21 protein-coding genes and 1 tRNA gene are annotated in these 20,269 nt (G+C 66.7%); 14 read left to right on the forward strand and 8 right to left on the reverse strand.

All coding sequences use genetic code 11. The features are described from left to right. Window positions 1-630 precede the first annotated feature (630 nt). Window positions 631-969, forward strand: coding sequence for an endonuclease domain-containing protein (locus AC1DIN_RS23710; protein WP_476811536.1), 339 nt, complete (start codon window positions 631-633; stop codon window positions 967-969). An 86-nt stretch (window positions 970-1,055) separates the two neighbouring features. Here AC1DIN_RS23710 and AC1DIN_RS23715 read toward each other — a convergent pair whose 3' ends face one another. Then, on the reverse strand, window positions 1,056-1,316 hold the full coding sequence (locus tag AC1DIN_RS23715; RefSeq protein WP_476811537.1) for a hypothetical protein: 261 nt from the start codon (window positions 1,314-1,316) through the stop codon (window positions 1,056-1,058). A 176-nt stretch (window positions 1,317-1,492) separates the two neighbouring features. Between AC1DIN_RS23715 and AC1DIN_RS23720 the strand changes: the two genes are divergently transcribed. The 6 genes from AC1DIN_RS23720 to AC1DIN_RS23745 all read left to right on the forward strand — a co-directional run bounded on the left by AC1DIN_RS23720 (window position 1,493) and on the right by AC1DIN_RS23745 (window position 7,206). Beyond that, window positions 1,493-1,744, forward strand: coding sequence for a hypothetical protein (locus tag AC1DIN_RS23720; RefSeq protein WP_476811538.1), 252 nt, complete (start codon window positions 1,493-1,495; stop codon window positions 1,742-1,744). Window positions 1,745-2,507: 763 nt separating this feature from the next. Continuing rightward, window positions 2,508-3,632 carry a hypothetical protein gene (locus tag AC1DIN_RS23725; RefSeq protein WP_476811539.1) on the forward strand — a complete coding sequence of 375 codons (1,125 nt, stop codon included), beginning with the start codon at window positions 2,508-2,510 and terminating at the stop codon, window positions 3,630-3,632. 66 nt (window positions 3,633-3,698) lie between these two features. Further along, window positions 3,699-3,787: transfer RNA gene (locus AC1DIN_RS23730), tRNA-Glu, on the forward strand. Between the two features lie 193 nt (window positions 3,788-3,980). After that, window positions 3,981-5,159, forward strand: coding sequence for a phosphoserine transaminase (locus AC1DIN_RS23735; protein WP_476811540.1), 1,179 nt, complete (start codon window positions 3,981-3,983; stop codon window positions 5,157-5,159). 164 nt (window positions 5,160-5,323) lie between these two features. Then, window positions 5,324-6,913, forward strand: coding sequence for a phosphoglycerate dehydrogenase (gene serA / locus AC1DIN_RS23740; protein WP_441472664.1), 1,590 nt, complete (start codon window positions 5,324-5,326; stop codon window positions 6,911-6,913). 2 nt (window positions 6,914-6,915) lie between these two features. Then, window positions 6,916-7,206, forward strand: a complete 291-nt coding sequence (locus AC1DIN_RS23745) for a DUF1902 domain-containing protein (RefSeq protein WP_476811541.1) — start codon at window positions 6,916-6,918, stop codon at window positions 7,204-7,206. Here the strand turns inward: AC1DIN_RS23745 and AC1DIN_RS23750 are convergent. Further along, complete coding sequence (locus AC1DIN_RS23750) at window positions 7,164-8,048, reverse strand: sigma-70 family RNA polymerase sigma factor (RefSeq protein WP_476811542.1); 885 nt, start codon at window positions 8,046-8,048, stop codon at window positions 7,164-7,166. The two genes, AC1DIN_RS23745 and AC1DIN_RS23750, sit on opposite strands and share 43 nt — an antisense overlap. Before the next feature lie 4 nt (window positions 8,049-8,052). Further along, window positions 8,053-8,625 carry an antibiotic biosynthesis monooxygenase family protein gene (locus AC1DIN_RS23755; RefSeq protein ID WP_476811543.1) on the reverse strand — a complete coding sequence of 191 codons (573 nt, stop codon included), beginning with the start codon at window positions 8,623-8,625 and terminating at the stop codon, window positions 8,053-8,055. A 65-nt stretch (window positions 8,626-8,690) separates the two neighbouring features. Here AC1DIN_RS23755 and bla point away from each other — a divergent pair, with 65 nt between their 5' ends. Next, window positions 8,691-9,692, forward strand: a complete 1,002-nt coding sequence (gene bla, locus AC1DIN_RS23760; protein ID WP_476811544.1) for a class A beta-lactamase — start codon at window positions 8,691-8,693, stop codon at window positions 9,690-9,692. Between the two features lie 173 nt (window positions 9,693-9,865). On the opposite strand, the gene AC1DIN_RS23765 is transcribed toward bla, so the two are convergent. After that, a complete protein-coding gene (locus AC1DIN_RS23765) occupies window positions 9,866-10,774 on the reverse strand; it encodes a DMT family transporter (protein ID WP_441472659.1) in 909 nt (302 codons plus the stop codon). 115 nt (window positions 10,775-10,889) lie between these two features. Here AC1DIN_RS23765 and AC1DIN_RS23770 point away from each other — a divergent pair, with 115 nt between their 5' ends. The 3 genes from AC1DIN_RS23770 to AC1DIN_RS23780 all read left to right on the forward strand — a co-directional run bounded on the left by AC1DIN_RS23770 (window position 10,890) and on the right by AC1DIN_RS23780 (window position 13,283). Continuing rightward, entirely contained in the window at window positions 10,890-11,774 is an 885-nt protein-coding gene (locus tag AC1DIN_RS23770; RefSeq protein WP_441472658.1) for a type 1 glutamine amidotransferase, read from the forward strand. A gap of 301 nt (window positions 11,775-12,075) precedes the next feature. Then, the gene (locus tag AC1DIN_RS23775) at window positions 12,076-12,393 is read left to right on the forward strand and encodes a DMT family transporter (protein WP_476811545.1); all 318 of its coding nucleotides are present in this window, start codon (window positions 12,076-12,078) and stop codon (window positions 12,391-12,393) included. Between the two features lie 143 nt (window positions 12,394-12,536). Further along, window positions 12,537-13,283, forward strand: a complete 747-nt coding sequence (locus tag AC1DIN_RS23780; protein WP_476811546.1) for a F0F1 ATP synthase subunit A — start codon at window positions 12,537-12,539, stop codon at window positions 13,281-13,283. 34 nt (window positions 13,284-13,317) lie between these two features. Here AC1DIN_RS23780 and AC1DIN_RS23785 read toward each other — a convergent pair whose 3' ends face one another. Further along, window positions 13,318-13,698: a PadR family transcriptional regulator gene (locus tag AC1DIN_RS23785; protein WP_476811547.1), complete on the reverse strand. Its 381-nt coding sequence runs from the start codon at window positions 13,696-13,698 to the stop codon at window positions 13,318-13,320. 12 nt (window positions 13,699-13,710) lie between these two features. Between AC1DIN_RS23785 and AC1DIN_RS23790 the strand changes: the two genes are divergently transcribed. Beyond that, entirely contained in the window at window positions 13,711-13,980 is a 270-nt protein-coding gene (locus tag AC1DIN_RS23790; RefSeq protein WP_476811548.1) for a hypothetical protein, read from the forward strand. A gap of 189 nt (window positions 13,981-14,169) precedes the next feature. Further along, window positions 14,170-15,855 carry a mucoidy inhibitor MuiA family protein gene (locus AC1DIN_RS23795; protein WP_476811549.1) on the forward strand — a complete coding sequence of 562 codons (1,686 nt, stop codon included), beginning with the start codon at window positions 14,170-14,172 and terminating at the stop codon, window positions 15,853-15,855. A 152-nt stretch (window positions 15,856-16,007) separates the two neighbouring features. Here the strand turns inward: AC1DIN_RS23795 and AC1DIN_RS23800 are convergent, their stop codons facing one another. From AC1DIN_RS23800 to AC1DIN_RS23810, 3 genes are all read right to left on the reverse strand, one after another. After that, window positions 16,008-16,586, reverse strand: coding sequence for a tyrosine phosphatase family protein (locus AC1DIN_RS23800; RefSeq protein ID WP_441472652.1), 579 nt, complete (start codon window positions 16,584-16,586; stop codon window positions 16,008-16,010). Window positions 16,587-16,703: 117 nt separating this feature from the next. Beyond that, window positions 16,704-17,915 carry an amidohydrolase gene (locus tag AC1DIN_RS23805; protein WP_476811550.1) on the reverse strand — a complete coding sequence of 404 codons (1,212 nt, stop codon included), beginning with the start codon at window positions 17,913-17,915 and terminating at the stop codon, window positions 16,704-16,706. Between the two features lie 140 nt (window positions 17,916-18,055). Continuing rightward, complete coding sequence (locus tag AC1DIN_RS23810; RefSeq protein WP_476811551.1) at window positions 18,056-18,709, reverse strand: hypothetical protein; 654 nt, start codon at window positions 18,707-18,709, stop codon at window positions 18,056-18,058. Between the two features lie 239 nt (window positions 18,710-18,948). On the opposite strand from AC1DIN_RS23810, the gene AC1DIN_RS23815 reads away from it, so the two are divergent. Further along, window positions 18,949-20,241 carry an adenylosuccinate synthase gene (locus tag AC1DIN_RS23815; RefSeq protein WP_441472649.1) on the forward strand — a complete coding sequence of 431 codons (1,293 nt, stop codon included), beginning with the start codon at window positions 18,949-18,951 and terminating at the stop codon, window positions 20,239-20,241. The last annotated feature ends 28 nt before the right edge of the window (window positions 20,242-20,269 follow it).

Consider the following 20,269-nt stretch of genomic DNA (forward strand, 5'->3'; position numbering starts at 1 on the left):
GTTTTCACGCGGGCGTTCGCAAGGAGGGGCAGCGGAGCGCCGCGAGGCGCGGGGTATCGGGCCGCTTCCATTGAGCCAGGATGCGGCGCGGAAGGATTGAGCCACCTTCCGCACGCCCCGTGGCGCTCCGCTCATCGGCGTTCTCTCAGACTCCGGGCCGCGCTTCTACGGCTCTCCGGTTCCGGTCCTGCTCGCCTCGACGCCAGTTCGGCACGGAGCGCGCCGCGCTCCGCTTTGTCTCGTGCATCGGATGGTCCCGAAAAGCGGTTTCCGCTTGTCGGTCCGATGCCGGCCTTGTCGCGCCTCGGATGACAGGACCTTCCCCGTCGCGCCTCCCAGCGATGCTCCTCGCGCAGGGGCCGTAGTACCCCCAGGGCGGTGCCCCGAAGCCTCCCGGGACCGGCTTGTAAGACCGGCCGCAGGCGCCGACCTCACCCCGCCACTGGCATACCTCCGGATGGCCGCCCCTCGGGGATGAGGTGGCCCGAGCATAGGCATGGGCCGGGCGGGCGGGGATAAGTTTTCTCGACAGCGACCGTCAGGCGCGGGGAACCCCTCTCCCGRATGGGAGAGGGGCAGGGGTGAGGGACCGCCGTTGATCGCGGAAGCGAGTCCGTTCAACATCTGCCAATGTCCAGCGAACGGCGCCAATTCGCCCGGCAGCTTCGACAGTCCTCCACCCGGCAGGAAGACGCCCTATGGTCTTTACTGCGCAATCGGCAGCTCGATGGGCTGAAGTTCCGCCGTCAGGTTCCCCTGCTCGGCTATACGGTCGATTTCATCTGCATTGATCGAAAACTGATCGTCGAAATCGACGGGTGCCAGCACAGCTGGGAGCGCGATTATGATGCGGCAAGGACCGCGGAAATCGAGCGGCACGGGTTCAAGCTTGTGCGCTTCAGCAATGCCGAGGTCATGGATAGCCGAGACGATGTCCTCGCCACCATCCGCACAGCAGCAGGCGGATAGGCCGAGCCTTCATCGGCAGCGGCAGTCCCTCATCCCTGCCCTTCTCCCACACGGGAGAAGGGTTTCACGCGAGCCTTCACCCGCGCTCACGCCCCCTTGGCGACGGCCTGCTTCAGCCGCGCGACCGCCTCCGCCGCGCCGGACCTGACCGTGGCGTCCAGCGTCGGCGCCTCGCGCTCGATCATCTCGATCAGCGACTCGGGCGTGATCTCGGCCCGCGCCGCGGTGAGCTTCAGCACGGCATTGGCGATGATGTTGGGCCAGTACGCCGCCCCGCCCTTGGCCAGCCCCTTGGCCTTGCGGCCCTCGAATTCCTGGGCGAGCTGTTCGGGGGTTTTCTTGGCCATGGTCTCGTAACCTGTTTCGGGAGGAGCCGCTGCCTATCACGAAATGCCGGCCACTGCCTGCCCCCTTGGCCGCGCCCACCCGGCCGCACTGCCCTGCCCGCACAGCTGGGCCGCGACAATCGCATTTGCATGCGGCCGCGACGCAAGGCAGGAGCGCCGCTCAAGGCAGGCCTGTGATGCGGCTGCCCATTCAGGACCCGACCATGCCCCGCCTCGCCTTGCTCGCCACCTTCGCCGGCCTCCTCCTCGCCACCCCGACGGCCGCCCAGATCACCGACCGGGAGCTGAGCTGCGCCGACTGGCTGAAGTCCGGCGCGCACAAGAAGAGCGAGCACTCCGCCACTGTGGCGGAGAAGATCAGGGCTTTCTGCGCCGCCAATCCGAAGATGAAGGCTATCGACGCCGAGATGACGATGACGGGCGATTGAGGGGGCGCCCTCGCGCTTTCCTTCGTCATGGTCGCCCTTGTGGCGACCATCCACGTCTTCGCTGGTCGCGGGCCGTGTTCAAGACGTGGATGCTCGGGACAAGCCCGAGCATGACGGGATAGCGCGCCAAGGCGCCGCCCGCGCTGGGGCGCGGCGGGTTTGAACGAGGGGCAGCGGAGCGCCGCGAGGCGCGAGAATGATCCGCATCCGTTGAGCCAGGATGCGGCGCGGATGGATTGAGCCACCCTCCGCACGCCCCGTGGCGCTCCGCTCATCGGCGATTTTAAGACTCCGGGCCGCGCTTATAAGGTTAGGGGCTCTTCGGGTCCGACGCCTCGCGCCAACGGCATACCTCCGGATGGCTGCCCCTCGGGGACGAGGTGGGCCGAGGATAGGCGCAGCGTGTGAGGCGGGGATAAGTTTGCTTTGTGCCGCTGCTTTCTCATACATCAGCGCTGCTGCGCCGGAAGGCTGCCCCTAGCGGCTAGCAAAGCTCCCCGGTCAGCGCGTCACCCTAATAGCCATCCTAGGGGAAGCATGAGGCCGAGCCCCGCTTCAAAGATGCCGTAAGCTGCTTCGAAGCGACCCGTGCCATGCGCGCGTCACCGTAAAACATCTTGCGTGGCATCTCACGATCAGCTGAGGCTGGGCATTCGCCACAGCTCGGTCGTGCAGGGACATGTCTTACGTTTCATCGAATCTAACCGGAGACGATCTTCTGGTCCGTTCTCTGCTTGAACACGACCCATTGCCGGAGTCAGCCGTGATAACTCTCATGCAGCTTGCGCGAGCGGTGGACGCCGACTACGCAAGAGTGGCAGAATCTCTGGTTCTTGGGTCAGCAGAATTCCTCCGAGGGGAACATGCTTCGGCTTTAGCGCGCGCCGATATCAATGAAGAATACGCGAAGCGAGAGATTTCTGCGCAGAAGCTTTTCTTTAAACGTCTTGCTGCTCTCCTCCCTGGGCTGCTCCGCTACTTCAGATTTGATCAGCCTTCAGAAGTCCTCAAAGCTCTTGCGCGGATCGATGATTGCCATCGAGATTTCTCGATAATCAAGAAGAGTCAGCGTCGGGACAAAGTTCGTCGGCTCGCCATTCAAGAAATATCAGCCGCCCAGCGAGCACTCAGTAACGCCGCGATTGCTTTATCAAGGGTCGATTCTATCGCGAGCATAGAGGACGAGCAATTGCGATCAGCTCATCTTGGCGATCAAAACTCGCGAAGCATCTATGGGACCTCAGATTTGGTCCACGAAATGGAGATCTGCTCAGCTGCCATCGAAATTTGCGCCTTGCGAGCGGAACAAGAGGACGACTACCTGACCTTTTCGGGCTCCGGCACCAGCGCTCACGTGGTAGAGGCGGCATTTTCGTTGTCTGTTTGGTACAACGGCCCTCCACTAGTCACGACGCCGGGATCAGATTTCTCTGCTGTGTGTAGCATCATCTATGAGATCGCCAGCGGGTGCGCGGATGAGAGCCTAGCCGGAGCGATCAACCGCTTTGCAAGAAGCGAAGATAAGCAGCGGTTCCTAGCCGAAGAGGAGCAAACTCGCATTGAGAATGAAGACACGTCGGTGCCCGACAATTTCCGCGCCGTTACCTCCGACATTGCCCGTGCTCGCGAGGATATCGAACTGTACGGCCAGCTTGCTGCGATGCCGAGCCTTTCGCTAACGGCTGGAATGCTGGCCAACAGCATGGTCCGCGATGCCGAGGCTCGGATCGATGCTGCTCGCAGGAAGTACGGTCCGAACCTCCTCTGGGCTCATCAAATACCTCACGAGCATTGGGAGCGCGTAGAGACTGCTCATCAAACGCTGAAGCAAAAAGCCATCCTTCTAGGAGAACTCCGCAGGGCAGTCTTAGAAATTGATCGACCATAAGTCCGCGCTTGCAGCGAGTTCATGTCAACTATTGCCGCCTTTCGTGAGCTACGCCTGCCTCATCGTCGCAGTGTAGCTCAGTGGATAGAGCCCTCGCTTTCGACACGCCGTTGGCGTGGGCGAGGAGGTCGCAGGTTCGATTCCTGCCGCTGCGTCGATCGCTCTTATGTGGCTTTGGTTCGCTTCATCGATAGCTGCCCTCTTCGGGAAAGTTTTAGCCCAGGCCGGCGGGGTTTCGGGGAAGCGCGCGCCCCCATCTCTTGACTCCCGCCCCCCAGCGGCTCTACCCCCATCGACGGGACACGCCCCCCCAACGGGGCGCGCCCATCTGTAAGGATGGAGACATCGATGGCGAATACCGCACCGACCACGCGCCCGCGCGTGCCTAACTTCTCGTCCGGCCCCTGCGCCAAGCGCCCCGGCTGGACCCTCAAGGGCCTCTCCGACGCCCCGCTCGGCCGCTCGCACCGCGCCAAGATCGGCAAGGACAAGCTGAAGGCCGCGATCGACCTCACCCGCGAGGTGCTGCAGGTCCCCTCCGATTACCGCATCGGCATCGTGCCGGCCTCCGACACCGGCGCCGTCGAGATGGCGCTGTGGAGCCTGCTCGGCGCCCGCGGCGTCGACATGGTTAGCTGGGAAAGCTTCGGCGCCGGCTGGGTCACCGATGTCGTCAAGCAGCTCAAGCTTCCCGACGTCCGCACCTTCGACGCCCCCTATGGCGAACTGCCGAACCTCAGGAAGGTCGACACCAAGAACCGCGACGTCGTCTTCACCTGGAACGGCACCACGTCGGGCGTGCGCGTCGTCGATGCCAGCTGGATCGCGGATGACCGCGAGGGGCTGACCATCTGCGACGCCACCTCCGCCGCCTTCGCCCAGCGCCTCGACTGGCCCAAGCTCGATGTCGTCACCTTCTCCTGGCAGAAGGTGCTCGGCGGCGAGGCCGCGCATGGCATGATCGTGCTCTCGCCCCGCGCGGTCGAGCGGCTCCTGACCTACAAGCCGGCCTGGCCGCTGCCGAAGATCTTCCGCATGACCTCGGGCGGCAAGCTGATCGAGGGCATCTTCCAGGGTGAGACGATCAACACCCCCTCCATGCTCGCGGTCGAGGATTACATCGATGCGCTGAACTGGGCGAAGAAGGTCGGCGGATTGGACGGGCTGGTGAAGCGCGCCGACGGCAACGCCCGCGTCATCGCCAAGTTCGTGCGCGAGAACGACTGGATCGACTTCCTGGCCGTGAAGCCGAAGACGCGCTCCAACACCTCGGTGTGCCTGAAGTTCACCGACCCGGCCGTCACCGCGCTGGCGCCGGATGCTCAGGCGGCCTTCGCCAAGCAGGTCGTCTCGATCATCGAGAAGGCCGGCGCCGGCTACGACCTCGGCCATTACCGCGACGCCCCTCCCGGCCTGCGCATCTGGTGCGGCGCGACCGTGCAGTCGCGCGACGTCAAGGCGCTGCTGCCCTGGATCGAGTATGCCTTCGCCGAGGCCAAGGCGGGCCTGGGCAAGAAGGCGGCCTGACCGGGCCGTCATGGTCGGGCTTGACCCGACCATCTCTCTCAAGAAGAGGCGCTGCCCTGCGCCTCCGCGTCCCGAGATGGCCGGGTCAAGCCCGGCCATGACGCTCTTTCCCCCTTCAAGCGCCGAACGCTCCCCGTGCAGCGCGGCGCCAGCCGGAGCCTCCCATGCCCGCACCCAAAGTCCTGATTTCCGACGCCCTCTCCCCCGCCGCCGTGCAGATCTTCAAGGATCGCGGCATCGACGTGACCTTCGATCCCGCCCTCGGCAAGGACAAGGACAAGCTTGCCGCGATCATCGGCGAGTATGACGGCCTCGCCATCCGCTCGGCCACCAAGGTCACCGCCAAGCTGCTCGAGCAGGCCAAGAACCTGAAGGTCATCGGCCGCGCCGGCATCGGCGTCGACAATGTCGAGATCCCCGCCGCCACCTCGCGCGGCGTGATCGTGATGAACACGCCCTTCGGCAACTCGATCACCACCGCCGAGCACGCCATCGCCATGATGTTCGCGCTCGCCCGCCAGATCCCCTCGGCGGATGTCTCCACGCAAGGCGGCAAGTGGGAGAAGAACCGCTTCATGGGCGTCGAGATCACGGCCAAGACGCTGGGCCTGATCGGCGCCGGCAATATCGGCTCGATCGTCGCCGAGCGCGCCATCGGCCTGAAGATGCGCGTCATCGCCTATGACCCCTATCTCTCGCCGGAGCGCGCCGTGGCGCTGGGCGTCGAGAAGGTCGAGCTCGACGAGCTGCTGAAGCGCGCCGACTTCATCACGCTGCACGTCCCGATGACCGAGAAGACCAGGAACATCCTCTCGGCCGAGGCGCTGGCGAAGACGAAGAAGGGCGTGCGCATCATCAACTGCGCCCGCGGCGGCCTCGTCGACGAGCAGGCGCTGGCTGATCTCATCAAGTCCGGCCATGTCGCGGGTGCGGCCTTCGACGTCTTCTCGCAGGAGCCGGCCGAGACGAACCCGCTCTTCGGGCTGGAGAACGTCGTCTGCACGCCGCATCTCGGCGCCTCGACCAACGAGGCGCAGGAGAACGTCGCCCTGCAGGTCGCCGAGCAGATGAGCGACTATCTGCTCAAGGGCGCGATCACCAACGCGGTCAACTTCCCGTCGATCTCGGCCGAGGAAGCTCCCCGCATCAAGCCCTTCGTCGATCTGGCGGAGAAGCTCGGCTCCTTCCTCGGCCAGCTCACCGAGGCCGCCGTCAAGGGCATCCGCATCGAGTATGAGGGCGCGGTCGCGAGCCTCAACCTCAAGGCGATCTCGGCCGCCGCGATCACCGGCGTGCTCAGGCCCTTCCTGCCCGAGATCAACATGGTCAACGCCGCGCTGATCGCCAAGGAGAAGGGCATCGTTGTTGAGGAACTGACCCGCGACGTCGCCGGCAATCTCGAAAGCGTCATCCGCATCGTCGTCGAGGCCGAGGACATGCCGCGCCACGCCTCCGGCACGGTCTTCCATGACGGCAAGCCGCGCATCGTCGAGATCCGCGACATCGCCGTTGATGCCGAGTTCGCGCCGCACATGCTCTATGTCCGCAACGCCGACAAGCCGGGCTTCATCGGCCAGTTCGGCTCGCTGCTCGGCGGCGCCGGCGTCAACGTCGCGACCTTCTCGCTCGGCCGCGACAAGCCGGGCGGCGACGCGATCTGCTACGTCTCGGTCGACGAGCCGATCTCGGACGAGCTGCTCGCCAAGATCCACGAGATCCCGATGGTCAAGCGCGCGCGTCGGCTCAGGTTCTGATCGTGCTCAACCCCTTGCGCGCCATCGTCGCCTCCCGCCAGGAGGCGGCGCTGGCGCCGATCCGCTTCGAGGTTCGCCGCGACGAGGCGGCGGGCCTCTGGTACGCCATGGATACCGGCGAGCTCGGCATCGTCACCGAAGCGGACACGCTCGATGCCCTGCGCGAGCGCTTGAAGCAGCTCCTGCCGGAATGCTTCGGCATCGAGGACTGCCCGGTGGAGCTCGCGCTCTGCGCCGATGAGGCTCCCGTTCAGCCCGTCGACACCGCGATTTCGGCGCTCTCCAGCACATAGCGCGCGAACAGGAAATCCCGGATCGCGACGATCTGCTCGCCGCGCCATTCCAGCGTCACGAAATAGAGCGGCGGTCCCTCGCCGTCCTCAGCGTCGAGCATCAGCACGGCGGGTTTCCCGTCCACGATCCCGGGCGCGCAGCGCCAGTGCGTGGCGGTGTCGTAGCGCCCGAAATAGGGCGCCACCTCGTCGCGGCCGCGCAACTGCAGGCGGTTGACGAGATCCAGACGGACATCCTCGGCCAGCATCGCACGGACGGCGTCGAAATCATGCGCATTGAACCGCGCGACATAGGCCTCCAGCCGCCTGCGCTCGGCCGGTGCGAGCTGCGGCGCCCGCATGTCTCCCGGCTCTTGCGCGATCTCCGCGAGCCGTTGTCGCCCGCGTTGCAGCAGGCCTTTGACCGCGGGCGGGCTCAGCTCCAGAAGCTGCGCGATCTCGTCCACCGAGAAATCGAGCACGTCGCGTAGCGTGACGGCGCTGCGCTGCGCGACCGGCAGGCGCGCGAGCGTCTGCAGGCTGGCCCGGGTCGCGAGCGGATCGACACTGGCCAGCTGCGGCGCAACCATGTCTTCCTCATCCTCGCGCTCCAGCTTCGCGCGGCGGGCGCGGCGCCGGAGCGCATTGAGCGCGGCGTTATGCGCGATGCGGAACAGCCAGCCGTCCGGGTTGTCGACGGGGGCAACGTCGCTCCAGGCTTCGGCAGCCTTGAGGAGCGCGTCCTGCACGGCGTCCTCTCCTTCGACCGCCGAGCCCATCATCCGGGCGCAATAGCGGTGAAGGCGCGGCCGCAGCCGCGCGATCGCCTCGCTCAACACGCCCGGCGCGGCACTGCCCGCCACTCTCTCAGCCATGGGAGAATCCGACGTCGCATAGCATCGTCTCGACGGTGGCGAGGGAGCCGATCCGCGCGAGATACGCCTTGAAGTACTCGGTTTCCCGGAATGCCGCGATATCGTCGGCACTGCGCCAGCGCGAATAGTTCACCACCCGCCGGCCATCGCGGCCAACCAGAACGGAGGATGAGAGCGACCCCGGCTGCTTGCTGAAGAAGTCTTCCGTGCCTTCGCGCAAGATCTCCGCCAGCCGCGGCTGGTCGGCGGCCTGCACGGTGAAGACGTTCACGAGCGCGATGCTGCCGCCCGCTGCGGACATCTTGGTTTCCATGGCCGTTCCTTTGGTCCGGGCGCGAGAGGTACAGACGGGATGAGGTTGCCAGCGAAGCCCAGCGCCAACACCGCCCGGCGCGAGACGTCTGTCTTCGCCATATCGCAAACCTCCATGTGCCGGATGCGATGTCCGGGCCATCGAACGCGCCGGCATGGCATCCATCTTCAAAGACGACTGCCGCACGCGATCGGAACCGCGGCGGCATGTTTTTTTTCGAAACCCGCCGCTGGGGCGGATGGATTCGGCCAACCTGCCGCCGCAACGCCGCCGCAATGTCCCTCCCCTCTGATGGCCTCGCCATCAAGGGACCGCCCATGCCTGCCCGCCTCCGCCTCGCCGCCGCTGCCCTCGCCTGCCTCGCCGCCTTCCCCGCCCTCGCCGATTGGGACAGGGCCAGACTCGACAAGGAGATCGTCGCGATCGAAGGGCAGGCGCAGGGCCGGCTCGGCGTCGCGCTGCTCGACCTCAAGGACCGCAAGCAATGGTCCTATCGCGGCTCCGAGACCTTCCCGATGCAGAGCGTGTTCAAGCTGCCGCTCGCAGTCGCGGTGCTGCAGCAGGTCGAGGCCGGCAAGTTCAGGCTCGACCAGCCGATCACCGTTACACGCCAGGATTTCTCGCTGTTCCGCAGCCCGCTCGCCAAGGCCTTCAAGGGCGAGCGCAACGACTATCCGCTGAGCGAGCTCGTTCGCCTCGCCGCCGGCGAGAGCGACAACACCGCGGCCGACCTGCTGATGCGCGACATCGGCGGGCCGCAGGTGGTGACGAAGATGCTGCGCGACGGCGGCATCGCCGGCCTGTCGATCGACCGCTACGAGCGCCAGTTCCAGCCCGAGATCTACGGTCTGCGCGGCTTTGCCTGGGGGGAGACCGTCGACGAGAAGCGCTTCCGCGCCGAGCTCAAGGCGCTCAGGCCGGAAGTCCGCATCGCCGCGCTCTCGAATGCGCTGAAGGACAAGCGCGACGCCGCGACGCCCGAGGCGAGCGCGCTCTTCCTGGAGGGCTTCGCCAAGGGCACCTGGCTGCGCGACCCCGCCCATACCGCCTTCATCGAGAAGATCGCTGCCGAAATGAAGATCGGTGCCGAGAGGATCAAGGCGGGTCTGCCGGCGGGCTCGCGCCTCGCCCACCGCACCGGCCTCGGCCTGACCACGGACGGCATCAACCACGCCAGCAACGATATCGGCATCGCCACGCTGCCGGACGGGCGGCGCTTCGTCATCGTCGTCTATCTCGCCGGCTCGCGGGCCGATGCGAAGGAACGCGACGCAGCCCACGCCGCAGTCGCGCGGCTCGCCGTCTCGGCGCTGCGCTGAGAAGCCGTAAAAGGCGAGCCCTCATCCTGAGGAGCCGCGATGCGACGTCTCGAAGGATGCTCCAGACGGTTCCCGAGCCTCCTGAAACATCCTTCGAGACGCCATTCCCAACCGAATGGCTCCTCAGGATGAGGGCTCAGCGAGTTGTCCGCATCCTTCGCGAGGTGGCTCTTCTACCGCCCCAGCCGCTCCGCGATGAAAATGCCGCCGAGCACGAGGGCAAGCGCCAGGGCGTGATAGAGGCCGAAGGGCTCGCCGATGATCAGCACCGCGAGAATCGGCGCGAAAACCGGCACGAGATTGACGAAGACGCCGGCCCGGCCGGGCCCGATGATCTCGATGGCGCGCATGAAGAGGAGCTGCGACAGGATCGAGGGGCCGATCACGGTGAAGGCCAGGATCGCCCAGCCCTTCGCCGTCGGGATATAGAACTTGCCCAGCGCAATCTCGCCGGCGAGCAGCGGCAAGGAGAAAAGGCAGGCGACGCAAGCCACCGCCGTGAAGAAGACGAGGCCCGGAATCGCTGGCCGGTTGCGGATCGCCACGGTGTAGCTGGCGTAGAGCGCGCAGGCGAGGATCATCAGCAGGTCGCCTGCGGCGAAGCGAAAGCCCATCAGGACCTGAATGTCGCCGCGGCTTGCCGTGACGACGACGCCCAGCAGCGTCACCGCCACGCCGAGCGCCTGCATGCTGCCGATCGGCGTGCGATAGGCCAGGAGGGCGCCGATCAGCACGAAGACCGGGATCGAGCCCTGCAGAATGCCGATATTGATCGCCGAGGTCGAATAGGCAGCAAGATACATCAGCGTGTTGAAGGCGGTGAAGCCGAGCACGCCGAGCATCGCGACGTAGCGCCAGCGCGCGCGCAGCACCGGCCAGTGTTTCCTGAGCTGCTCGCGCAGCAGGAAGGGCATGATCAGGCAGACCGCGATCCAGCGGAACGACGTCAATGCCATCGGCGAGATGTTGCCGACGGCAAGCCGGCTCGCCACGGCATTGCCGCCCCACATCAGCGTCGTCAGGATCAGCAGCAGGTAGGCATTGGCCCAGGCGCGTTGCAGCCAAGTCGGGGAAGGGTGCACGATTCCGCCCTGTCACGAGAAAGGGCTCATGCAATAACCTTGCAGGAGACCCCTCTCATATGAGATCGGGCGCAAGCCTGCCCGTCGCCCTGCGCATTCCTGCGGAAGTTCCCCGATGATCCAGACCAGCTCCCGCCCGCTCCGCCTGCTCTTCGTCGACGGCAACACACATGAGCATCGCGAAGGGCTGCGCACGGCTTATGGCATGGCCTATGGCGAGGCCTACGCCGCCGAGATCGCCGCGATTGCACCCGGCATCGTCTCCGACATCTGCCTGCCGGCCGACGAGGGCGCCAACCTGCCGGACGCCGCCGGGCTCGAATCCTATGACGGCGTTTTCCTCACCGGCTCGGCCCTGCACATCTACAAGGCCGACCCGGCGGTGATGCGGCAGGTCGAGCTGATGCGGGCAATCTATGCCAGCGGCACGCCCTGCTTCGGCTCCTGCTGGGGCATCCAGATCGGCTCGGTTGCAGCGGGCGGCACCGTCACCGCCAATCCGAAGGGGCGCGAGGTCGGCTTCGCCCGCCGGATCACGCCGACCGAGGCGGGCCGGAACCACAAGCTGCTCGACAGCAGGCCGTCCTCCTTCGACGCCCCGGCGATCCATCTCGACACCATCGCCCTGCCCGCGCATGGCACGACCATCCTCGCCTCCAACGCCTACAGCCAGGTGCAGGCGGCCGAGATCAAGCACAATGGCGGCACCTTCTGGGGCGTGCAGTACCATCCGGAATTCCCGCTGAAGCAGGTCGCTTCGATCCTCGGGCGCATGGTGCCGCTGCTGATCGAGGAGGGCTTCCGCAAGGACGAGGCCTCGACGGAAGCCTGGCTCGACGACCTCCGCACGCTCGACGCGGAGCCTGTCGGCCGGCAGGATCTCGCCTGGGCGCATGGGCTCGACCGCGAGGTGCTCGACGCCGAGCGCCGCGTCACCGAACTCCGCAACTTCGTCGAGCACCGCATCAAGCCCCACGCCAGCACGCGCAGCCGCGCCTGAACGTTCGGCGCCAACATCCCGCGAGCCCTCATCCTGAGGAACCATGCCGGCAGGTATGGCGTCTCGACGGATGTTCCAGGAGGCTCCTGAGACATCCGGGCCATCCTTCGAGACGCTGCTGACGCGGCTCCTCAGGAGGAGGGCTCAGAATTCGCGCCCCCCTCTTCGGCAGCCCGGCGCGTCGGCAGTCAGCAACCTTGCCATCGCGAATAGCGCTGGCTAGGTAAGTGGCCGTGAGGCCACGACCTCCCCCAACCTGGGCAATGTGCTGGGACGACCCGGCAACTCATGGGGGACCGCTATGGCGTGGCTCTACCTGTTTTCTGCCGGCCTTCTCGAAGTCGTCTGGGCTTTCACCATGAAGCAGTCGGACGGGTTTTCCCGTCCGGGACCGACGGCGATCACCATCCTCACCATGGTCGGCAGCTTCGCCCTGCTCTCGCTGGCGATGCGCACCCTGCCGCTCGGCACGGCCTATACGATCTGGACCGGCATCGGCGCCGTCGGCGCCTTCATCGTCGGCGTCGCCGTGCTCGGCGAGGCGCTGACGCCGATGCGCATCGCCGCGGCCATGCTGATCGTCTCCGGCCTCGTCATGATGAAGCTGTCGGCGCACTGACCGCCGCACTTGCCAAAGCGCAACCGGCTTTTTAAGCAGGCCGGGCCTCGGGACGACCCGCGGCCTTCGCACACAGAGGGGACGGCCCCACGACGCGGAATGCTCCGCGCCGTCGCGCAACCCCGTGCAGCGGAGGCCCTCCCTTGGCCAATCCCAGCGACCAGTTCATCGTCAAGACCCTCATTCCGCTGCGCGTCGGCGAGCTCGATATCGGCTTCACCAATGCCGCGCTGATGATGACGCTCGCCACCGCGGCGATCGGCGGCGGGCTGATCTGGGCGACGCGCTCGCGCGCCCTCATCCCCGGCCGCGCCCAGTCGCTGGCCGAGATGCTCTACGAATTCGTCGCCAGGACCCTGACCGACGCGACCGGGCGCGAGGGCCTGCGCTTCCTGCCGCTGATCTTCTCGCTCTTCATGTTCGTGCTGGTGCTCAACCTGTTCGGCATGGTCCCCGGCGCCTTCACCGTCACCAGCCATATCGTCGTCACCTTCGCGCTGGCGATGCTGGTGATGGCGACGGTCATCGGCTACGGCGTGCTGCGCCACGGCTTCGGTTTCCTGCGGCTGTTCGTGCCGTCGGACGTGCCGAAATGGCTCCTCCCCTTCATCACGCTGATCGAGATCGTCTCCTTCCTGTCGCGGCCGATCTCGCTGAGCCTGCGCCTTTTCGCCAACCTGCTCGGCGGCCATATCGCGCTGAAGGTCTTCGGCAGCTTCGTCGCGGCGCTGCTCGCGGCCGGTTTCGGCTATTCGCTGCTGGCGCCGCTGCCGCTTCTCATGACCGTCGCGCTCACCGCCTTCGAGTTCATGGTCGCGGTGCTGCAGGCCTATGTCTTCACAGTGCTCGCCTGCATCTATCTCAACGACGCGCTGCACCCCGGCCACTAGCACCGGGCCAGACCGGGCCGGCCGCGCCGATCTTTCAGCTTCTCTCGACGGCAAGCGCCGCCGCGTCGAGGGCTGCGGCGATCGTTTCGGCCGCGCTTTCATCGAGCGACCCGCGCCGCAGCCTCAGCCGCAGGGCGACCTTCAGATTCTCCGTGGCGCGCGTGACGCGCTCGGGAATGCCGTCCCCGGGAGTTGCCGCGCCGGCCGCGCTCACGCGGGCCAGCAGGTTGTCGAGCGCCGCCTGGTTGGCGACGAGGAACGAAGCCCCTTCCGCGGTGACGAGGAAGTTCTTCCGGCTTCCGCTCTCATCCGCGACGCGGGCATAGCCCATGTCTTCGAGCCATTGCAGCGTCGGATAGATCACGCCGGGGCTCGGCGTGTAGCTGCCGCCCGTGCGCTCCTCGATCCCGCGCATCAGATCATATCCATGGCGGGGCTGCTCGGAGAGCATCGCGAGAATGAGCAGGCGAAGCTCGCCATAGTCGAACATCCTGCCGCCGTGCCGCCCCCGGCGTCCCCGGCGTTCATGTTCATGTCCACGTTCATGGTGGTGATGGTGGCCCCGACGGTGCTCGCGCCTATCGCGGAGGGGGTCAGGATGACGGTCGTGACCGTCTCTGTCTGTGTGCTTCATGCCGACGCAAACTATATCTCGATATATCTTAAATCAAGATATATCGAGATTACATTTTGGTAATCTGCGGCGGGAGACTGTCGCCTGCGGGCGGTCTTCAGGCGTTCGCCGCCCGGCCGACGCTCATGCGAATGCAGGACGCTCATTCTGCTCTCGCCTCCTATCCGCATTCCGGCCAAATTCGGCCTTGGGCGCGCCGGATTCGGCAGCGTTCATCGCGGTCGCGTGACTGTGATTCTGGGGGATGATGACGTGAAGAACTATATTGCCGCTGCCCTGATCCTCGCTCCGGGCCTCGCCAGCGCCGCCGAGACCGAGCTTGCCAGCCGGATCGACCGGGTCACGGTCTATCCCGACGGCGCCGTGGTGACGCGGCTCGGCAAGGCGGAGCTGCTGCAGGGCGCTTCTCAGCTCGTATTGCGCGGCCTGCCGGCGACGATCGACCCCGCCTCCATCCGCGTCGAAGGCAAGGGCAGCAGCGCCTTCTCGGTCGGCGCCGTCGATGTCCGCACCACGCCGGGCGATGCCAGGCCGGTGCTCGATACGGTGCTGGAGGGCAAGCTCAAGGCTTTGCGCGACGACAAGGACAGGTTCGAGAGCCAGATCGCCGCGATCGAGGCCAAGCGCGCCACCGTCGAGCGCTTCGCCCAGACCGGACCGGACAAGCTCGGCCCGGATGGCAAGGCTCTGCCCGTCGCCGATTGGCCGGCCGTGTTCGAGGCGATCGGCACCGCACTGGTCAAGGTCCAGGACGAGCTGCGCGGCGTGCGTGGCCGTCTCTCCGATGTCGAGGCCGAGATCGCCACGCTCGAGCGCGCCCGCCCGCAGGCTGGCCGCCCCGGCGCGCCGAAGCGCGATGTTGCCATCGCGGTCGAGGCGCCGCAGCCGGTCGCAGCCGAATTCACCGTGAGCTATCGCGTCACCGGTGCGAACTGGACGCCGAGCTATGAGGCACGGCTGACCACCGCGGCCGAGAAACCGGAGATCGCGCTGACGCGCCGCGCCGAGATCCGCCAGCGCAGCGGCGAGGCCTGGGACGATGTCGCGCTGACACTCTCGACCACGCGCTCGGCCGGCGGCACCCGCGCGCCCGATCTCGCCCCCGTGCAGGTCGCCTTCTTCGAGCCGCCCGCCATCTATGAAAGCCGCTCGCGCGCTCCCGCCGGAATGGCCGCCGCGCGCGCCAAGGCCGAGGCCGAGGCGCTGGCCGCACAGTCGCAGCGTGCGATTTCTCCGGCCCCCGCGCCTGCACGGCCGGCCGAGGTCGAGGTCGCGACGATCGAAGCCGGCGCCTATCAGGCGAATTTCCAGGTCCCCGGCCGCGCCTCGATTCCGCAGGACGGCTCGCCGAAGACCGTGGTCCTCACCCAGCGCAAGGCGGAGGCGACGCTTGCCGCCCGCACCGTGCCCGAGCTGGAGCAGAAGGCCTATCTGGAAGCCGGCTTCGTCCATGAGGAGGAAGCCCCGCTCCTGCCCGGCCGCGTCGCCCTGCATCGCGACGGCACCTATGTCGGCATGGGCCAGTTCGGGCTCGTGGCGCCGGGCGACAAGCTCGAGCTCGGCTTCGGCGCCGACGACCGGATCAAGGTCAGCTACGCCCCGGTGAAGCGCCGCGAGAACGAGCCCGGCTGGCTCGGCCAGAGCCGCACCGACCAGCGCGAGTTCCGCACCGTCGTGAAGAGCCTGCATGCCCGGCCGGTTAAGGTGACGGTGCTGGGGCGCATCCCCTTCTCGGAGAGCACCGCCATCGCGGTCGAGACCATTGCCGGCCAGACCACGCCGCCAACCGAGAAGCAGGTCGGCGACCGCCGCGGCGTCTCGTCCTGGAGCTTCGATCTCGCCCCCGGCGCCGAAAAGGAGCTCAAGCTCGCCTATCGCCTCAGATGGCCCGGTGACCGCGAGCTCTCCTATGACGAGCAGCCGCTGCCCGGTCGGTGAAGCCAGGAAGCGCGAGCCTTCGCGTCATTCTCGGGCGAAGCGAAGCGCAGACACGAGAATCTCCGTCAGAAGGAGGCTCTGGTGCCTCCCCGTCAGGAGATGCTCGGGTCAAGCCCGAGCATGACCGCGCCCCGCCCTGACGGCATCCTGTCTCAGACCGCCATCTCCACTTCCCGCCCGCGGCCGAGTTCGGCCATCCAGCTCCGGTACTTCGGCTGGATCTTGAGCTGGTGGGCATAATGCCGGCGGAGCGCCTCGGTCAGTCGCCCGTCGCGGCCGAGCTGCTCGTCGGCGAAACCGACCATCACCGAGTTCGGCCAGGCCTGCGGACGGATTTCGCGCAGCCTTTCGAACAGCGCATCCTCGCCCTCGGCCGGATCGGCCTGCGCCATCAGGGTCAGCATCGCCGCAGTCGAGCGCGAGACCCCCATATGGCAATGCACCAGCAGATGGCCCTTCACGCGCCCCGCGGCGGTTTCGCGCAGGCCCTCGCCGAAGCGCAGGACCTCGCCGACATGCTCCGGCGCCGGCATGATCTGGCCGGGGCGCGGATCGATGATGTCATGGAAGCGCAGCGTCACGCGATGGTGCTCGCCATAGGCGCCGAATGCCTCGATCTCGGCACGGTCGGGATCGAGCACCGAGAGCACATGCGTCACCTCGCGGGCGCTGTTGCCTGGCAGCTCCTCGATGCCGCAGATCGTCAGGGTCGAGATGGTCAGGGTCTTCATGGCACGCCTCCGCGATAGGACGGGCGCCATGCTCGGGCGCGGCCCGAACATCTCCTTCAAGAGATTCCCGGGTCTGCGCTCCGCTTCGCCCGAGAATGACGCCCTATCTGTCTTCGTTCACTCGGCCGCGATCGCCCGCAGGCCCTGGCCGAGCTCCTGGTCGACGAGGCCGACCCAGTAGCGCACGCCGTCCGGAATGATCGCATCGTTGAAGTCGTAGAGCGGCGTATGCAGGCCGACGAAGGAGCCGTCGGGATTGACACCGTTGCCGATGCGCATGAAGGCGCCCGGCCGCACCAGCATCATCTCGGCGAAGTCCTCGCCGCCGGTGCCCGGCCGCAGCTGGCCGTTGACATGCTCGGCCCCGACCGCGGCGCTCGCCGCCGCAACCGCGACCCGGACCTGCTCGGCCTCGTTGACCAGCGGGCTCGTGCCGCGATGGTAATGGGCTTCGGCCCTGCAGCCCCAGGCCTGCGCCGTCGCCGCCGCGAGTTCGGCGATGCGCCGCTCGACGGTGTCGCGCACCTCCTGCGAATAGGTCCGCGCCGTGCCGCCGATGACGAGTTCGGAAGGGATGACGTTCGAGGCGTTGACGTCACCGCCATGGATATAGCCGACGCTGATCACGGCCGTGTCGAGGGGCGCGACGTTTCGGCCGACGATGCCCTGCAGCCCGAGCACGAAATGCGCCTGCGCATAGGTGATGTCGGTGGAGCGATGCGGCTGCGAACCGCCATGGCCGCCGAGACCATGGAAGGTGACCTTCCATGAATCCGCCGCCGCGAGGAACGGGCCGACGGTGGTGCCGAAGCTGGAGGCCGGCATCCCCGGCGTGTTGTGCAGCCCGTAGATCGCATCGCAGGGGAAGCGATCGAACAGCCCATCCGCCAGCATGGCGTTGGCGCCACCGCGGCCTTCCTCGGCCGGCTGGAAGATCAGGTTGACGGTGCCGGCGAAATCCCGGTTCTCGGCGAGGTACTGCGCGGCCGCGAGCAGCATCGTGGTGTGACCGTCATGGCCGCAGGCATGCATCCGGCCGTGATTGCGCGAGGAATAGGGAAGGTTGGTGGTCTCCTCCAGCGCCAGGCAGTCCATGTCGGCGCGCAGGCCGATGGCCCGTTCGCCCGGCTGGGTGCCACGAATGACGCCGACGACACCGGTCTTGCCGACCGCCTCCGTGACCTCGACGCCCCATTCGCGCAGCTTGTCGGCGACGAGCTTGGCGGTGCGCACCTCTTCCAGGCCGAGTTCGGGATGGGCGTGAATGTCGCGGCGGATCGCGGTGAAGGCAGCGTGATGCTGGTCGAGCCAGGCGTCGAGCTTCGTCATGGTCGGTGAAATCCCCTCTCCTGCGGGCTGTGACGCCCGACCCAGCTATTACGCCCGATTGCGGCAGCATGACCGTGCAAATGCTACAGATCGACCATGCCGCAGCAGACTGGCCTGCGAATGAAACCGGCTCCGCAACCTCAATCCTTCTTCGCGGGTGCAGACTTCTCTCGTGATTCCCTGATCCGTCCCCCGGCGTGCTCGACAGCCTGCTCGGTCCGCGCGTCGATCATCGGCTGATCGGGATCATACGGGCAATCGCGGCCCGTCTGCAGGCAATCCGTCTGGATCAGCGGCTGCCGACGCTCGACCCTGTTGATCATCTGGCAGCGCCGGAAATTGTCTTCGAAATCAGTGTCGGCCAGCGTCCCGTCGACCATGATCGTGCCTGCCCTGACGACGGCCTTCGCGGTCCCTGCCCCGGTTTCGACGATCATGGATCGCAGCGCGATCCCGGCAAGCTGACAAGCATTGAGCCTGAGCGCGATGGTCTGGCCAAGAGGACCGGCGGCATCGCGCAGGAAGCGGTCTCTCAAGGCTGCGATATGGAGACCGTCCTCAGCGCGAATTCTGGCCGCCATTGCCTTCACCACGCCGGGCTTCGAACGGGTCACCGCCTCGGCGAACTCGACCTGCATCCGCATCGTCAGCACGTGATCGCCCATGCGCGCCAGGAAAGCCGGGTCGGGAATCTCCTCCGAACGCCCTGGCGAAACTCCAAGCACCGCGGCGAGGGCGAGTGGCAGGGACCAGGCCTTTGCCGGGCGGCCTCTGTCTTGGATCTGAACAGCCATCGCGGCCTTGTCGCAGAACGGTATTCCCGCAGCAAGGCCGGGTGGATCGGCACCGGTCCTACCCATTTCGCCCCGGCGGGCCTCATCGGGCACATGCCGAAAAACTTGACCTGCGCGCCCTATTGGCCCATGAGGGCTTGCAAGGACCTGCCCCGAAACCCCGGCCTTGCGCCGGGGTTTTGCATTTGCGCGGGCCGCTTGCACAGGCAACGCGGTACAACAGCAGGGACACATCGCTCATGGCGAATGTTGTGGTGGTCGGCGCCCAGTGGGGCGACGAGGGCAAGGGCAAGATCGTCGACTGGCTCTCGAGCCAAGCCGATGTCGTGGTCAGGTTCCAGGGCGGCCATAATGCCGGCCATACCCTCGTCATCGACGGGGTCACCTACAAGCTCTCGCTGCTGCCCTCCGGCATCGTCCGTCCGGGCAAGCTCTCGGTCATCGGCAACGGCGTCGTCGTCGATCCCTGGCACCTCGTCGAGGAGATCGGCCGGCTGCGCGCCCAGGGCGTCGCGATCTCGCCGGACAACCTTCGCATCGCCGACAACGCCACGCTGATCCTGCCGCTGCACCGCGAGCTCGACCATTTCCGCGAGACCTCGAATGCCGGCATGAAGATCGGCACGACCAAGCGCGGCATCGGCCCGGCCTATGAGGACAAGGTCGGCCGCCGCGCCATCCGCGTCATCGACCTCAAGGACCCTGCCCTGCTCGAAGCCAAGATCGAGCGGCTGCTGGCCCATCACAACGCGCTGCGCCGCGGGCTGGGCATCGGCGAGGTCGACGCCAAGGAGCTGCTGACCCAGCTCAAGGCGATCGCCACCGAGGTGCTGCCCTATGCCGACACGGTCTGGGCACTGCTCGATGCGCAGCGCCGCGCCGGCAAGCGCATCCTGTTCGAAGGCGCTCAGGGCGCGCTGCTCGACGTCGACCACGGCACCTATCCCTTCGTCACCTCCTCGAACATCGTCGCCGGCCAGGCCGCAACCGGCTCGGGTCTCGGCCCCTCCGCCGTCGGCTATGTGCTCGGCATCGCCAAGGCCTATACGACCCGCGTCGGCGAAGGCCCCTTCCCGACCGAGCTCTTCGACGAGATCGGCGAGCTGATCGGCCAGAAGGGCAAGGAGTTCGGCGTCGTCACCGGCCGCAAGCGCCGCTGCGGCTGGTTCGACGCCTGCCTGGTGCGCCAGACGGTCAAGACCTCCGGCATCGACGGCATCGCCCTGACCAAGCTCGACATTCTCGACGGCTTCAAGGAGATCAAGGTCTGCGTCGGCTACAAGCTCGACGGGCAGATCCTCGAACACCTGCCGGCCGGCCAGGCCGACCAGGCCCGCGTCGAACCGATCTACGAGACCATCGAAGGCTGGGACGGCTCGACCGCCAACGCCCGCTCCTGGGCCGATCTTCCGGCGCAGGCGATCAAATATGTCCGCCGCATCGAGGAGCTGATCGGCGCCACCGTCGCCGTGCTTTCGACCAGCCCGGAGCGCGACGACACGATCCTCGTCCACAATCCGTTCGAAGGGTGACCTTGCCCTTCGAGGGTTGACGCGGCCC

The sequence above is a fragment of the Allobosea sp. 05T438 genome (assembly GCF_056396025.1).